The following is a 15,009-nucleotide window of genomic DNA, read 5'->3' on the forward strand; positions in this document are numbered from 1 at the left end:
CGCGGAAGGACAGGAGAGACGAACCACCACCCCGACCCCGTCGTGACCACCGCACAGGGCGCCGTTCGCGGCCTGTGCCAGGGCGACACCCTCACCTTCCTGAACATCCCCTACGCCGCTCCGCCCCGCGGCGCCGGGCGGTTCGCCCCGCCGCAGCCGCACGAGCCGTGGGACGGCGTACGGGTCGCGACCGTGCCAGGACCCAACGCCCCGCAGTCCGGACGCAAGCTCGGCAACGTCGACATGGCCCCCTACTTCGGTACCGGTTGGAGCCGCGGCGAGGACTACCTCACCGTCAACGTCTTCACGCCCGCCGCCGGCGGTGACGAACTGCCGGTCATGGTGTTCGTCCACGGCGGCGGCTTCGTCGCCGGATCGACGCGGTCCACCCTGTACGACGGCTCCGCGTTCGCCCGTGACGGTGTCGTCCTCGTCACCCTCAACTACCGGCTCGGCATCGCCGGGTTCCTCGACATCCCCGGGGCGCCCGCCAACCGCGGCCTGCTCGACGTCGTCGCCGCGCTGCGCTGGGTGCGGGAGAACATCTCCGCCTTCGGTGGTGACCCGCACAACGTCACCCTCTTCGGTCAGTCGGCCGGGGCGACCACCGTCGGCGGCGTCCTCGCCACCCCCGAGGCCGCCGGCCTGTTCCACCGGGCGATCGTGCAGAGCGGCACCGGCCTGGGCGCGTTCACGCCCGAGCAGGCCGCCCGCGTCACCAAGGCCGCGGCCGAGGCCCTGGGCATCGAGCCCCGAGTCGACGCCTTCGCCGACGTCCCCGACGAGCGGCTGGTCGAGACGGCCTCCAAGCTCGCGGGCATCGACCTGCGGACCGAGACCCACCGCGACCCGCTGATCGGCCTCAGCCCCTTCAGCCTGGTACTCGAAACCCAGCCCGCCGCATCCGTCGCCGCCGGTCTCGCCGCCGACGTCGACCTGCTCGTCGGCACCAACACCGAAGAGGGCAACCTCTACCTGGTGCCGGTGGGCAAGTACGCCACCTCGACCGCCGCCGACGTCGACGCGGCCGCCGAACGCTCGCACCCCGATCCGGCGCTGCTCGTCGAGACCTACCGCACGTCCCGCCCCGAGGCGTCCTTCGCGGAACTGCGCTCCGCCATCATGGCCGACGCCCTGTTCGGCGCGGGCAGCCGCGCCTTGGCCGACGCCCATGCCGCCCACCCGCGGTCCGCCACCCACGCCTACGAGTTCGCCTGGCGCTCCCACGCCCTGGACGGAGAACTCGGCGCCACCCACGCGGTCGAACTGCCCTTCGTCTTCGACCTCGCGGACCGGCCCGAACTCAGCGGCCCGGGCGCCCTGCTCGGCCCCGACAAGGCCCCCAAGGGCCTCGCCACCCGCGTCCACGAGACCTGGATCCGGTTCGCCCGGACCGGCGACCCCGGCTGGGACCCGTACGACACCGACCGCCGGGCCACCATGCGCATCGACGCCGAGTGGACCCAGGTCGACGACCCCCGCGGCCAGGAACGACGGGTCTGGAGCTGACCCCCCCTCCACAATCGCCGAACGAAGCGGGCGCGGATCACTCGTGGGTGCGGTGTCCGGACACGCCCAGGCCCTCGATGGCGATCCGCATGAGCCGAGTGGCGTGTTCCGCGGCGCCGGGAGCGTGTTCGGCCGTGAGGGACACCGCGGCTCCCCTAGCCGGCCGGCTCAGTCTGTCGGCGCGTCCTGCCAGGCCGGCAGCTCGACCCGCAGGAAAAGGCCGCCGGTGGCCCTCGCCCGGGCCGTCACGGCGCCGTGGTGGCCGCGCACGATGGTCCGGACGATCGCGAGGCCCAGGCCGTGGCCGCTGCGGTCGCTGGCCACGCGGGGGCGGGCCCGGTAGAAGGGCTCGAAGAGGCGGTCCACCACCTCGAGGGCGATGGGCGGGCCCGTGTTCGCGACCTCCAGGACGATGGCGTCGGCCACGCGGTCGACCCGCACATCGACCGTCCCACCGGGCACGTTGTGCGTACGGGCGTTGTCGAGGAGGTTCACGACGAGCTGCCGCAGCAGCGTCTCGCTGCCCCTGACGTCGCAGGGTTCGAGGGTGTCGATCGTGAAGGTGATCACCACGTCGCCGGCGCCTGCGCCGGTCCGCTGATCGGCGACGGCCTGTTCCGCCAGCTCGGCCATGTCCACCGGTTCGGTGTGGTGGGTCTCCTGCTCCGCCGCCGCGAGCCGCAGCAGCTCCCGCACGACCCGGATGTTGCGCTCGTTGGTCTCGCGCAGCATCGGCACCAGTTCGGCGAACTCCTCCTTCGACGTGCCACCGTCGGCCATCTGAAGAATCGCCCGGGTCGTCGCGAGCGGTGTGAGCAGCTCGTGCGAGGCGTTCGCGGCGAACCGCTGATGCGCCGCGAACGACTCCTCCAGACGCCCCAACGTCGTGTCGAAGGTGTCGGCGAGCTGCCTCAACTCGTCATGTGGGCCCCGGGCGTCGATCCGGTACGACAGGTCGCCCTCGCCGGCCTTGGCCGCCGCCCGACTGATGGTGTGCAGCGGTGCGAGCAGCCGCCGCGACAGGAGCCAGCCCGCGCCCAGGCCGACGCCGAGTACCACGACCACGCCGCCGATGGACAGCGCGAGGACCGTCGCCCACACGTCCTCCTTGTCGCGGATCAGGCCGGACGCGTCGATCGTGTCGCCCCGATCGAGAGGCGCGTCCTGGATGTCCGACTCGTACTTCGGCGCGACGTGCGGCGGGCTCGCCTCGGTCTGCGGCACGACGATCGGCGTCGTGAAGTCGTACGTCGGCAGATAGCGGATCCCGACGTAGATGATCGCCACCATCAGCGCCGAGCAGGCCGTAAGCGCGGCGCCGAAGCCGAAGAAGAGCCGGGCGTGGATGCTCAGCGTGCGCGGCCGGCGCTCGCGGCCCCGGCGGCGCCTCACTTCGTGCCCAGGTAGTAGCCCGCGCTGATCGCGGTGTGCACGAGCTGTGGTTCGCCGAGCTTCTTGCGCAGCGTGTGCACCACGAGCCGGACCGCGTTGGTGAGAGGATCGGCGTGCGCGTCCCATGCCTTGTCGAGCAGGTACTCCGCGCTCAGCACTCCGCCGTCGGCGCGCATCAGCAGTTCCAGGACGGACATTTCCTTCGGCGTGAGTTTGATTTCCGCGCCACGGCGCATCACCCGGCGTCTGTGCGTGTCGAAGGTCAGGTCGGCGAACGTCAGGACCGGGGAATGCGCCATGGGGCTGCGCCGATACAGGGCGCGCAATCGGGCGACCAGTTCGGGAAAGTCGAAGGGCTTCGCGAGATAGTCGTCCGCGCCGAGGCCCAGCCCCTCCACCTTGTCGCCGAGCCGGCCCGCCGCCGTGAGCATCAGCACGCGGCAGGCCAGGCCCATCCCGACGATGCGGCGGCACACCTCGTCGCCGTGCACACCCGGCAGGTCACGGTCCAGGACCACCGCGTCGTAGTCGTACACCGTGACCCGCTCCAAGGCCGTCGCCCCGTCGTGGACGACATCGACGGCGATGGCCTCGCGACGCAGCCCGAGCTCCAGGACGCGCGCCATGTACCGCTCGTCCTCGACCACCAAGACCCGCATCCGTGTCGGCCCTTTCACCGTTGCTGAGAATTCCCTGAGAACGCGCCAGGCGGCCGAAGGGCTTTCGGCCGTTTACCGGCGTTTCCATCACGTCTACCAGATGCCGTCTTTGATTCATGTATGAGGAGGCGTCCGAGCAGCCATTTCGCAAACGTCGCTCAAAGCTCCGGCTTCATAGCGTGCCGTCCATGAACCTCTTCAAACGCGCCTGGTGGCGGCTCACCGGCGCTCCGGGCAAGACCCTCATGCTGGGCGGCCTCTTCTTCGTCATCTGCACCCTGGTGCTGTCCGGATTCCTGATCCAGTCGGCGGCGGCGCGCGCGGCCGACAACGCCAAGAAGAGCGTCGGCGCGGTGGCCACGATGCAGCTCGACGTGAACGGGCTGCTGGCGTCGGGCAAGAACAACGGCAGCGAGGGCAGCGGGCAGAACCCCGGCACCATCGGATCCGCCGGCGACCTGAAGCGCGGTCTGGTCGACAAGATCTGCAAGTCGTCCGTGGTCGCCGACTGCAATTACACGGCGGACGGGGCGGCCTTCCCCACCAAGACCACCAAGCTCTACCAGCCGGTCCCGGCGCCCGCGGGTCAGGACACGACCGGCACCGACCTGTTCAAGGTGGACGGTGTGCGCAAGCTCGACGAGCTGAGCGCCTTCCGCAACGGCGACTCCAAGACGATCGCCGGGAAGGGCGTCGGACCGGACACCAAGAAGGACGAGATCGTCGTCGAGGAGCGTGTGGCCAGGGAGAACAAGCTCGACGTCGGCGACGAGGTCAAGCTCAAGATCGGCTCGCTGATGCCGGGCGTGGACACGTCGGAGCACGAGTTCAAGGTCATCGGCATCTACAAGAACAGCACGGCCGACACGGGACAGTACGTGCCCGCGATGATGGACCCGGCCAACCAGGTCTACGCGAACATCGAGGGCGCCAGCCTCCTCGGCGGCAACACCACCGACGGCGGCGGCACCCTCAAGTCGGCCACCTTCACGCTGGACGACCCCAACGACCTGGACCAGCTCAAGGAAGACGCCAAGAAGGCGGGCGCCGATCTCCAGATCTTCCCGATCACGGTCAACGACAAGCAATACAAGACGCTCGTCGGCCCCATCACCAAGACCGCGAGCTTCGCGACGGTCACCGTGTGGCTCGTCGCCGTCGCCGGCACGATCATCCTCGCCCTCGTCGTCGCCTCCAACCTGCGCGAGCGCCGCGGCGAACTGGGCATCCTGCTCTCCCTCGGCGAGAAGAAGCCCAAGCTGCTCGGCCAGCACCTCGTCGAGGTCGTCGCCTGCGCCGTCATCGCCATCGGACTCGCAGGCGTGGGCAGTCAATTCCTCTCCGAGGCGATCGGCAACAGGCTGCTCGCCGGCGAAGTCGACTCGGCCACCAAGCAAGCCGAGAACGACAGCCTCCAACCGAACTACAGCGACCCCAGCGGCCTGAGCAGGCAGGGAGACGACCAGCCCAAGGCCGACCCCATTGACTCGCTCGACGTGAAACTCGGCCCGACCGACATCGCCAAGGTAGGCGCCACCGGACTCGGCATCGCCGCCCTGGCCACCCTCGTCCCCGGCGCCCGCGTCCTGCGCCTGAACCCGCGCGACATCCTCACGAAGGGCGACTGACGTGACCACCACTCCCACCACCGACACGAACGCTCCCGGCGGCACGACCGCGCCGATCCTCGAACTCACCGACGTGAGCCGCACGTTCAGCACCGGCAGCCGTCGTCGCGTCGTCCTCAAGTCCGTCTCGTACGCCTTCGAGGCCGGCCGCATGTACGCCGTCGTCGGCCCGTCCGGCTCGGGCAAGACGACGCTGCTGTCCCTGGCCAGCGGACTCGACGCGCCCACCTCCGGCAGCGTCCGCTTCAAGGGCCGCGACGTGGCCCAGCTCGGTCTGGGCACGTACCGCAACCGGCACGTGGCCACCGTGTTCCAGTCGCTGAACCTGCTCACCTACATGAACGCCGTCCAGAACGTGACCTCCGCCATGGAGATCACCGGGGTCAAGGGCGGCCGCAGGAAGCAGCGCGCCAACGAACTGCTCGGCCTCCTCGGCATCGAGCCCGGGGACCGCACCCGCCGCACACTCCAGCTCTCCGGCGGACAGCAGCAGCGCGTGGCCATCGCCCGCGCGCTCGCCTGCGAGGTCGACGTCCTCTTCGCCGACGAGCCGACCGGCGCTCTCGACCACGAGACCGCTGCCGGCATCATCGAGGTCTTCCGGAAGCTGGCCCACGACGACGGCAAGTGCGTGATCGTCGTGACGCACTCCAGGGAGGTCGCCGCCGCCTGCGACGAGACGCTGACCCTGAAGCGGGGGAAGCTGACCCCGCAGGGCTGAACCCGGAGACGGCAGGCGAGGCAGGGGGTCGGTGAGCGCCGTATTCCCTCATTGTCCCGGTTCACCGCGCTTTCCGCTGGTGTGGGCGAAGCGGCCCCGGGTGTTATTGAATGAGGTGTGCGGTCAGGAATCTCGGGGTCCCGTCGCACGGCTTCTGGTACGGCCCCGGCGCTGCCGGGGTTGGTGAGCGAGCGGAGAGAGCCGCATGGACTCCACACCCTCCCCCTCGTCCTCGTCGCCGTTCGACCTGGTCAGCAGTGCCTTGGGGAAGTACATCCCGCGCGGCGGAGCGGCAGCGGCCGCCGGTCCGGCCGACTCGCAGGGTGACCGCACCGCCCGCCGACCCGTACCCGCCGGCCAGGCGGCCCGCCGTCAGGAGCAGATCCTCGGCGTGGTCAACCTGGACCGGGACCTCCGGATCACCCGCAGCAATCTGGACGCCCCCGTCTTCGCGGGGCTGGACGTCGTGACCGGGAGCCCGATCGTCGATCTTCTGCCGCCCGGGGACGTACCGACGGTCACGCGGCGGTTGCGGCAGGTGCTCGAGACGGGTGACGCGCACGTCGCCCGGGTCCAGCGCCTGCGGCGCCGCGACGGGTCGGAGCTGGTGGTCTCGATGAGCATCCTGGCCGCCGCGCAACCCCATGAGGGCCTGACCGTCTCCCTGATCGCCATGGCCAGGAGACTGCACCTGTACGCCGCCGAGACCGCGATCGGCACCTCGCTGGACATCGGGGAGACCGCGCAGTCGCTGGCGGAGTCCCTGCTGGCCTGGGGAGACGTGGCCGCCATCGACCTCGACTTCGCCGTGTGGACGGGCGAGGGGGTCACCGATCAGGCGCCGGGGCGCATCCGGCTGCGCCGGGCGGCCCTGGTGCCGGACCGGGCGTGGCCCGAGGGCTATCTGACTCCGGGCGACGATCTTCCCCGCGACGCGAGCCGCCTGCTGTCGCAAGCGATACGGCGCGACGATGCCGCCCAGGCCATCGTCATACCCGACCGGGAGGCGATCGAGCGGGTACTCGGCAGTCCGCGGCTGGTGCGTGCCCTGGTGCCCAGTGAGCGGTCGGCGGGTGTGGCGTGCATACCGCTGGTCCTGGAGGGCACGCCGCCCGTCGTACTGGGGGTGGCGGAGGTCTGGCGGCGGGCGGACCGTCCCTTTTACGACAGCGAGCTGTTCGACCTGCAGGAACTGGTGGCCAGGACCTCCCATCACGTCGACCTGGCCCGCCAGCACCAGCGCGAGCACACGCAGGTGCTGGCGTTGCAGCGCCGCCTGCTGCCGCGGACCGGCGGCGACACCATCGAGACCGCCAGCGTCTACCAGCCCGCCACCCCCGACAGCGCGGGCGTCGGCGGTGACTGGGTGAACAGCTTTCCGCTGCCGGACGGCCGTACCGCGCTGGTGGTCGGCGACGTCGTCGGGCACGGCCTGGGAGCCGCGGCGACCATGGGCCAGCTGAGCATGGAGGCCCGCGCGCTGCTGTCCGCGGGGCTGGCGCCCGACGAGGTGCTGGAGCACCTGGACGAGACCGTGTCGCTGTTGGACGACGCGGAGTCCGGGCTGGCGGCCGGCTACAGCGCCCTCGGGTCGACCTGCTGCATCGCCGTCTACGACCCGGTCAGCCACCACGTGGCGCTGGCCAGCGCCGGCCACCTCCCCCCGGTACTGGTGCCCCCGGACGGGCACCCCGGCCCGCTCGCGGTCCGTCCCCACCCCGGCCTGGGCGCCGAGTTCGCGCTGCGGGAGCCGTTCGACGTGCACACGTTCGCCGTACCCCCGGGTTCCCTGCTCGCCCTCTACACCGACGGCCTGGTGGAGGATCCCGCCCTGTCGATCGACGAGGGCATCGGCAGGCTGGCGGACGCCGTGGCCGCGGTGCACCCCTGGGACGGCCTGCCGGCGGCCGCTCGGCACGTGGTCTCCGCGCTGGCGCCCGGGCGCCGGCGTGATGACGTGACCCTACTGCTCGCACGCATGATCGGATACCGCAAGGGCGACACCGCGACCTGGCGGCTGCCCGCCCGCGACGACGCGGCCGCCCGGGCCCGCACGCTGGTCTCCGCGTCGCTGCGGCAGTGGCGCAGCAGGGACGACACCCGGGACAGCGTGCTGCTGCTGGTCAGTGAGCTGGTCACCAACGCGGTCCGGTTCGCCGGCGGACCCATCACGGTGCGGCTGATCAGGGCCGGTCACGGCCTGCTGTGCGAGGTGGGAGACACCGGCAACGGCAGGCCGAGGCTGGGCCCGTGCGGGCTCCTCGACGACGCTGGTCGTGGCCTGCACGTGGTGCACCGGCTCACCACCGGGTGGGGGGTGCGCTGGACGGACGACGGCAAGGTGGTCTGGGCGAAGGTCGCGAGGTGACGCGGCCGGGGCGCGCTACAGCCACTCCCCTTCCAGGGCGGTGGCCGTGAGGCCCGGGGCCGCCGCGTACAGGACGGCACGATCACCCGGCTTCCGCCCGGCGTCGTGCGCCCTGCGCATGATGTCGAACACGGCGGCGCCGCCGCGGTTGCCGCTGGTGTAGCTGTCCCGGCTGTAGTCCAGCAGCCCCGACGGCCACGCGTCGGGCATCGTCTGCTCCATGTACTCCAGCACCCGGGTCCCGCCGGGGTGCGCGAGCAGGACGTCGGGGTGCCAGGAGTCGGGGTGGTCCCGGTAGCGCAGGCGCAGCCACTCCCACATGGCGGTGACCGTCTCCTGTACGGCGCGCGGCCCGCGCCGGTCCATCACGAAGTGGGTGCCGTCCGACCGGGTGTCCAGGCGGTGCAGGTCCTGGGTGCCCGGCAGGGTGTGGTGCCAGGCGGTGTCCAGCCGCAGCACCGACTCGGGCCGCGGGCGGCCCGTGACCACCGCGGCGACCGCGGTGTCCGCGAACAGCAGCCGGACGATCAGGGACTCCAGAGTGTCGTCCGCGGGCTGGTAGGTCGTGCTGAGCGCCTCCGCGATCACGACCAGGACCACCCGGTCGGGGTCCGCGGCCACGAGTTCGGCCGCCAGCGCCAGGGAGCGGGTCCCGGCCACGCAGGCCCACTGCGTGGCCGGCAGCAGCATCACGTCGTTGCGGAGCGGAAGCCTGTTGGCCAGTGCGACGTCCAGACCCGGCAGCGCCGGGGTGGTGGAGTGACTGGTTATCAGACAGTCGACGTCCGAGGCGTCCAGCCCGGCGATCTGCAGGGCCCCGCGTGCCGCGCGCTCCCCGTAGGCCCGCACGGCCTCCCAGGCCGGCGCGGTGCGCTCCTGGACGGTCTGCGGCGCGGGTATCGACTCCAGGGCGGCGACCGCGCGGTCCACGTCCTGCTCGGTGAACCCGTCGCGGGCCAGCGCCTCTCGGGCCGCCCCGATGCCGCCGGCCACCGGGCCGCTCCCGTCACCGGGTGCGACGGCGGTCTCCAGCGGCAGCATCCACCCGCGGGTCTCGATGCCCGTACTGGCCGCGATGCCGTCGATCCGGGGCGCCCACGGCGCGTGCGGGTGCCGGCCGCGTACTTCCGCCACGATCTGGTCGGTCTCCACGGTGTGCTCGCCGTGTATCACGGCGGGAGGGCACAGGTATGCGGCCACGGTTCGCGCCTTTCTGCGGGGAACGGGGGAGGACGTCAGGAGTGCCTGGGAACGGGGTACTTGGCACTTCACACCCGGGAAGATCCGGGAACGTCCGGGAAAACGCCGCTGCGCTCTGCTTCGGGCGTCGGCATCCGTTCCGAGCATGGACGCCAAAGGGACATTTCCGCTGTGATGCAGGCAACTTGGGCGACCTTTGGGGGCGTGACACGGCACACACCCGCGGGGTGGAGGTTCCGGCGTGCTTCCACCGACCCGCTCTGACGCGCCGTCAACCAGGGGACCGGGCGGGGTCAGCGCCCTGTCGTGCCGTCGATCAGCTCACGGAGGATGTCCGCGTGACCGGCGTGGCGGCCGGTCTCCTCGATCATGTGGGTGAGCGCCCAGCGGACGCTGGGCGCGGGACGGCCCGGCCGCGGCCGGGGGACCGGCTCGCCGAGGTCCGTGCACCCGTCGAGGACGGCGTTCGCACGCTCGACGGCCTCCCGGTAGCGGGCGACGACGTCGGCGACGCCGTCCTCCGGTGCGGCGTGGAAGGTCCCCTGCCAGTCGGTGACCTGCTCGCCCAGGAAGAGCGCGCGCTCGACGAGGGCCAGGTGGTTGAGCAGGCCGAGCAGGTTCGTGCCCGAGGGGACTTGGGCCGTGCGGACCAGCGGCTCGGGGGCGCCGTCGACCTTCGCGGTCATCGAGGTCCGGAGGTAGTCGAGGAATCCGCGCAGCACCTCGGCCTCGCTGCTTCCGGTCCGGGGCGGAGGGGTGTCCCTGCGGCGGGCTGCGGTGGGCATGGTGGCCTCCTTCAGGGGGGCGGGTCTCGGGCCGGCCGGTCAGGCGGTGCGGCGGACGAGCAGGACGTGGTCGACGACCTCGGCGGTGCGCCCGCCCGGGCCGGTCGCGATCCGGCGGGGCGCCTCGGCCCGCTCGACCGTCCACGTCGCCGGGTCCAGGCCGATGCCCGCCGCGACCTCCCGCGGGGTCGGGTACCGGACGTCGGGATCCTGGTTCCACGACCACGGCGCGGTGGAGCCGTGGTCGACGACCAGCAGCCGCCCGCCCGGGCGCAGCGCGTGCGCGGCCGTGCGCAGGACCGCCGCCCGGTCCAGGTCGAAGGGGGTGTGGAGGTAGTGGGCGGAGACCAGGTCGAACCGGCCCTCGGGGAAGGACGCGCGCAGATCGTGCTGCTCGGCGGTGACCAGGTCGCCGAGGCCGAGTGAGCGGGCGTGGTCGGCGAGCCGCTCGGCCGCCACGGCCGAGATGTCGACGGCGGTGACCCGCCATCCCCGGCGGGCGAGCCACAGCGAGTCGCCGCCGTCGCCGCATCCGAGGTCCAGCGCGTCGCCGGGCGGCAGGTCGGTGACCGTCTCGACGAGACGGCCGTTCGGCCGCGGGTCGGTGGCCGACGGCCGGCCGGCGTAGACGCCGTCCCAGAACGTGACCGCATCGGTGGCGCTCATCGAAGCTCCTTCGTCTGTCGGGATCGCCCGCCGGGACCGCCTGTCGGGATTCCCTGTCGGGCTTGCCTGTCGTGATGCGGTCAGTCTCATCGGACGCCTCGCGAACCGGCACGGAATCTTGCCGTTGTGGCAAGGTGGCCCGGTGGACGGCGGAACGGAAGACGTACTCGGCGCGGTGGGTCCGCGGCTGCGTGCGCTGCGGCGCGACCGCGGCATCACCCTCGCCGACCTCTCGGCGGCCACCGGGGTGTCGGAGAGCACGCTGTCCCGGCTGGAGAGCGGGCGGCGCCGGGCGACCCTGGAGCTGCTGCTGCCGCTCGCCCGGATCTACGACGTTCCGCTGGACGACCTCGTCGGTGCCCCGCGCACGGGCGACCCCCGCATTCACCTGAAGCCGATCCGGCGGTTCGGGATGGTCTTCGTGCCGCTGTCCCGGCGGCCGGGCGGGACGCAGGCCTTCAAAATGATCATCCCGAGCCGGCCCCGGCCGCTCGAACCGACCCCGCAGACGCACGAGGGCTTCGAATGGCTCTACGTGCTGGCCGGCCGGCTGCGGTTGGTGGTCGGCGAGCGCGACCTGACGCTGGCGCCCGGTGAGGCCGCCGAGTTCGACACGTCCCTGCCGCACTGGCTGGGCAGCGCCGACGGTGGCGCGGTCGAGCTTCTCGTCCTGTTCGGCCTGCAAGGGGTGCGTGCGCACGTACGCACCGGCTCCCCGCCGGTCGCGTAGCGCACGCGCGGGGTCCGGCCTCCTGGGCGGACGGCTGAACGACGGTTCAGGAAGCGACTCGGGAAGCAGTTCGCTCAAACGGCCTGGGGGCCCGCACATCCGTGCACGGCTCTTGTGTTATTCCTCTGGAAGCCTCAATCTTTCGGCTGACGCACCAAAGTCGCCCCGGATTGGCATGACCATGACCCAATGGTCGCCACCGGGAGCGGCCTGCTCGGCGTGCACGAACCCCACCACGCACCACCGACTGAGGAGGACCCCTCACATGGCAGTGCTGCGTCAGCACCCCCACCGCACCACCCGGCGAAGACTGGCCGCCGTCAGCGCCGCGGCCACCGCGGCCCTCGCCGCGAGCCTCGTCTCCGCGCTCCCCGCCACCGCGGCGGAGGGCCGCATCCAGTACGAGGACGCGGCGAACGCGGTCGCCGGCAGCTACATAGTGACCCTGAAGGCGGAGGAGGCGAAGGCCGGTTCGGCCGAGGGCCGCGCCGTCGCGAAGCGCCACGGCGCCGACATCGAGCGCACGTACACCAAGGCCCTCAACGGCTACGCGGTCGAGGCGTCCGAGACCGAGGCGAAACGTCTCGCCGCCGACCCGGCCGTCGCCTCCGTCGTCCAGAACCGCACCTTCCACGTCACCGGCACCCAGCCCAACCCGCCGTCCTGGGGCCTGGACCGCATCGACCAGCAGAACCGCCCGCTGGACAGCTCGTACACCTATTCGGACAGCGCCGGACAGGGCGTGACCGCGTACGTCATCGACACCGGCGTCCGCATCACCCACAACGACTTCGGCGGCCGCGCCTCCTACGGCTACGACGCCATCGACAACGACAACACCGCCCAGGACGGCCACGGCCACGGCACCCACGTCGCCGGCACCGTCGGCGGCAGCGCCTACGGCGTCGCCAAGCAGGCGAAGATCGTCGGCGTCCGGGTGCTGAACAACTCCGGCTCCGGCACCACCGCGCAGGTCGTCGCGGGCATTGACTGGGTCGCCCGCAACGCGGTCAAGCCGGCCGTCGCCAACATGTCCCTCGGCGGCGGCGCCGACAGCGCCCTGGACACGGCCGTGCGCAACGCCATCGCCTCCGGCATCACCTTCGCCGTCGCGGCCGGCAACGAGTCCACCAACGCCTCCACCAAGTCCCCGGCCCGGGTGACGGAGGCGATCACGGTCGGCGCCACCACATCGAGCGACGCCCGCGCGAGCTACTCCAACTACGGATCGGTCCTGGACCTGTTCGCGCCCGGTTCGTCGATCACCTCGGCCTGGAACAGCGGCGACTCGGCCACCAACACCATCTCCGGTACGTCCATGGCGAGCCCGCACGTCGCCGGGGCGGCCGCGCTGTACCTGGCCGACAACCCCACGGCCACCCCCTCCCAGGTCGCCTCCGCGCTGACGACCACCGCCACCAGCGGCGTCGTCTCGAACCCGGGCAGCGGCTCGCCCAACCGCCTGCTGTACGTCGGCGACGGCGACACCACGCCCCCGCCGACCGGCGACCGCTTCGAGAACACCGGCGACTACACCATCCGGGACAATGCCACCGTCGAGTCCCCGGTGACCGTCTCCGGCGTCCCGGGCAACGCGCCCTCGGCCCTGGCCGTCGAGGTGAACATCGTCCACAGCTACATCGGTGACCTCCAGGTCCAGTTGGTCGCCCCGGACGGCACGGCGTACACGCTGAAGTCGTACGGCACCGGCGGCAGCGCGAACGACATCAACACCACGTACACCGTGAACGCCTCCTCGGAGACCGCGAACGGCACGTGGAAGCTGCGGGTCAGCGACAACGCGTCCTGGGACACCGGGCGGATCGACGCCTGGGCCCTGCAGTTCTGACACTCCCGAGAGCCTGACGGCACCTCAGTGAAGGACCTCGCCCTCGCGGTGCGGCTCCGGGTCGGCGACCCGGCCCGCCGCGAGGGCGAGACGCGTGTGCCGGTGCCCTCGTCGCCCGCGAGCACTCGCGCACCCGATGGGCAGTCCGCGGGGACCACGCACCCACCTCGGAGAACACCGTGCCGCCGCGCGCGCCTACCATGCGCTCAGTGATCGGTCGGCCGGGCCCGCTGTCGGGCCCGGCCGCCCCCAGCCCCGCGGCGCCTTCTGCGTCACCGCCCGAAACAGGAGCACGGTACCCGTGTCCATACCGCCGCCGCCCGGCCCTCAAGGGCCCTACGACCAGGGGCAGCACCTACCGGGGCCGCACTCGCAGGGCCCCTACCCGCCGGGGCCCTACCCGCCGCGGCAGCCGTATCCCGGCGGCTGGGGCCAGCCCTACGGGGCGTACCCCCGGCAGCCGCCCGTCAACGGCGTGGCCATCGCCGCGTTCGTGCTCGGCGTCCTGTGCTTCGTGCCGGCGGTCGGGCTAGTGCTGGGGCTGATCGCGCTGGCCCAGATCAGGCGGAGGGGCGAGCGGGGCAAGGGGTTCGCCGTGGCCGGTTCCGTGCTGTCGTCCGTGGGGTTGGCGCTGTGGGTGGTGTCGCTCTCCACGGGCGCCGCCGCCGACTTCTGGGACGGCTTCCGGGACGCCGCGCGCGGCGAGGGCACCGCCTACTCGCTGGAGAAGGGCCAGTGCTTCACCACCCCCAGCGGATCTCTGCGGGGGGTGACGTACGACGTCGACGAGGTGCCCTGCGAGGAGGAGCACGACGGCGAGGTGTTCGCCGCCTTCGAGCTGCCGGGCGGCACCTTCCCGGGCGACGGGGAGGTCACCCGGGCCGCCGACGAGAGGTGCTACGCCCTCCAGGACACGTACGCCATGGACCGGTGGGCCCTGCCGGCCGACGTCGACGTGTACTACCTGACCCCGACCTCGCAGAGCTGGCGCACGGGCGACCGCGAGATCACCTGCCTGTTCGGGAACACGGACGAGCGGGGCACGCTGACCGGCTCGCTGCGCAAGGACGGCACCAGGCTCGACTCCGGCCAGCACACCTACCTGGTGGCGGAGGGCTTCCTCAACCGGGCCATGGACGAGATGCCGGTGGCGGAGACCGTCGAGGAGGACCTCGCCGGGTACCAGGTCTGGGCGGGGCGGATGTCGCACGCGCTCGTCCGGGAGACCGGGATGCTGCGCGGACACAGCTGGTCCTCCGACGCCCAGCGGCCGGTCGCCGACCTGGTCGAGGATCTGGAGACGGCCCGGAAGGAATGGGGCCTGGCGGCCGAGGCCACCGATGTCGACACGTACTACGAGCACCTCGACAAGGGCTTCGCGCTCATCGAGGCCGACTCGACGGTCACGGCCCGCAAGGCTCTGGGGCTGGATACCACGCCGCCGGTGTATGAGGAGGGCGGTGACGGCGGGGGAGAGAGTCCCGGCAAGGAGGTGTGACGGC

General features: G+C 72.0%; 12 protein-coding genes. 7 read left to right on the forward strand and 5 right to left on the reverse strand.

What is annotated here, in order from left to right; translation table 11 throughout:
• The first annotated feature begins 42 nt into the window (after positions 1–42).
• Positions 43–1,509: a carboxylesterase/lipase family protein gene (locus tag ACFW48_RS19915; protein WP_386316361.1), complete on the forward strand. Its 1,467-nt coding sequence runs from the start codon at positions 43–45 to the stop codon at positions 1,507–1,509.
• A gap of 168 nt (positions 1,510–1,677) precedes the next feature.
• Here the strand turns inward: ACFW48_RS19915 and ACFW48_RS19920 are convergent, their stop codons facing one another.
• On the reverse strand, positions 1,678–2,901 hold the full coding sequence (locus ACFW48_RS19920; protein WP_386316363.1) for a sensor histidine kinase: 1,224 nt from the start codon (positions 2,899–2,901) through the stop codon (positions 1,678–1,680).
• The gene (locus ACFW48_RS19925) at positions 2,898–3,560 is read right to left on the reverse strand and encodes a response regulator transcription factor (RefSeq protein WP_386316365.1); all 663 of its coding nucleotides are present in this window, start codon (positions 3,558–3,560) and stop codon (positions 2,898–2,900) included. The genes ACFW48_RS19920 and ACFW48_RS19925 overlap by 4 nt, the downstream gene beginning before the upstream one ends.
• Positions 3,561–3,748: 188 nt before the next feature.
• On the opposite strand from ACFW48_RS19925, the gene ACFW48_RS19930 reads away from it, so the two are divergent.
• The 3 genes from ACFW48_RS19930 to ACFW48_RS19940 all read left to right on the forward strand — a co-directional run bounded on the left by ACFW48_RS19930 (position 3,749) and on the right by ACFW48_RS19940 (position 8,277).
• Positions 3,749–5,188: an ABC transporter permease gene (locus ACFW48_RS19930; protein ID WP_386316367.1), complete on the forward strand. Its 1,440-nt coding sequence runs from the start codon at positions 3,749–3,751 to the stop codon at positions 5,186–5,188.
• Between the two features lies 1 nt (position 5,189).
• Entirely contained in the window at positions 5,190–5,909 is a 720-nt protein-coding gene (locus ACFW48_RS19935) for an ABC transporter ATP-binding protein (RefSeq protein WP_386316368.1), read from the forward strand.
• Between the two features lie 205 nt (positions 5,910–6,114).
• A complete protein-coding gene (locus ACFW48_RS19940; protein WP_386316370.1) occupies positions 6,115–8,277 on the forward strand; it encodes a SpoIIE family protein phosphatase in 2,163 nt (720 codons plus the stop codon).
• A 15-nt stretch (positions 8,278–8,292) separates the two neighbouring features.
• Here ACFW48_RS19940 and ACFW48_RS19945 read toward each other — a convergent pair whose 3' ends face one another.
• The 3 genes from ACFW48_RS19945 to ACFW48_RS19955 all read right to left on the reverse strand — a co-directional run bounded on the left by ACFW48_RS19945 (position 8,293) and on the right by ACFW48_RS19955 (position 10,928).
• Positions 8,293–9,477: a type III polyketide synthase gene (locus ACFW48_RS19945; protein ID WP_386316372.1), complete on the reverse strand. Its 1,185-nt coding sequence runs from the start codon at positions 9,475–9,477 to the stop codon at positions 8,293–8,295.
• 293 nt (positions 9,478–9,770) lie between these two features.
• Entirely contained in the window at positions 9,771–10,262 is a 492-nt protein-coding gene (locus ACFW48_RS19950) for a DinB family protein (RefSeq protein ID WP_386316374.1), read from the reverse strand.
• Between the two features lie 39 nt (positions 10,263–10,301).
• Positions 10,302–10,928 carry a class I SAM-dependent methyltransferase gene (locus tag ACFW48_RS19955; RefSeq protein ID WP_386316376.1) on the reverse strand — a complete coding sequence of 209 codons (627 nt, stop codon included), beginning with the start codon at positions 10,926–10,928 and terminating at the stop codon, positions 10,302–10,304.
• Positions 10,929–11,070: 142 nt separating this feature from the next.
• Here ACFW48_RS19955 and ACFW48_RS19960 point away from each other — a divergent pair, with 142 nt between their 5' ends.
• The 3 genes from ACFW48_RS19960 to ACFW48_RS19970 all read left to right on the forward strand — a co-directional run bounded on the left by ACFW48_RS19960 (position 11,071) and on the right by ACFW48_RS19970 (position 15,005).
• Positions 11,071–11,658 carry a helix-turn-helix domain-containing protein gene (locus tag ACFW48_RS19960; protein ID WP_386316378.1) on the forward strand — a complete coding sequence of 196 codons (588 nt, stop codon included), beginning with the start codon at positions 11,071–11,073 and terminating at the stop codon, positions 11,656–11,658.
• Positions 11,659–11,923: 265 nt separating this feature from the next.
• Entirely contained in the window at positions 11,924–13,507 is a 1,584-nt protein-coding gene (locus ACFW48_RS19965; protein ID WP_386316380.1) for a S8 family serine peptidase, read from the forward strand.
• A gap of 301 nt (positions 13,508–13,808) precedes the next feature.
• On the forward strand, positions 13,809–15,005 hold the full coding sequence (locus ACFW48_RS19970) for a DUF4190 domain-containing protein (protein WP_386316382.1): 1,197 nt from the start codon (positions 13,809–13,811) through the stop codon (positions 15,003–15,005).
• Positions 15,006–15,009: the final 4 nt, after the last annotated feature.

This window comes from Streptomyces sp. NPDC058812, assembly GCF_042744565.1.
Taxonomy (GTDB): domain Bacteria; phylum Actinomycetota; class Actinomycetes; order Streptomycetales; family Streptomycetaceae; genus Streptomyces; species Streptomyces thinghirensis.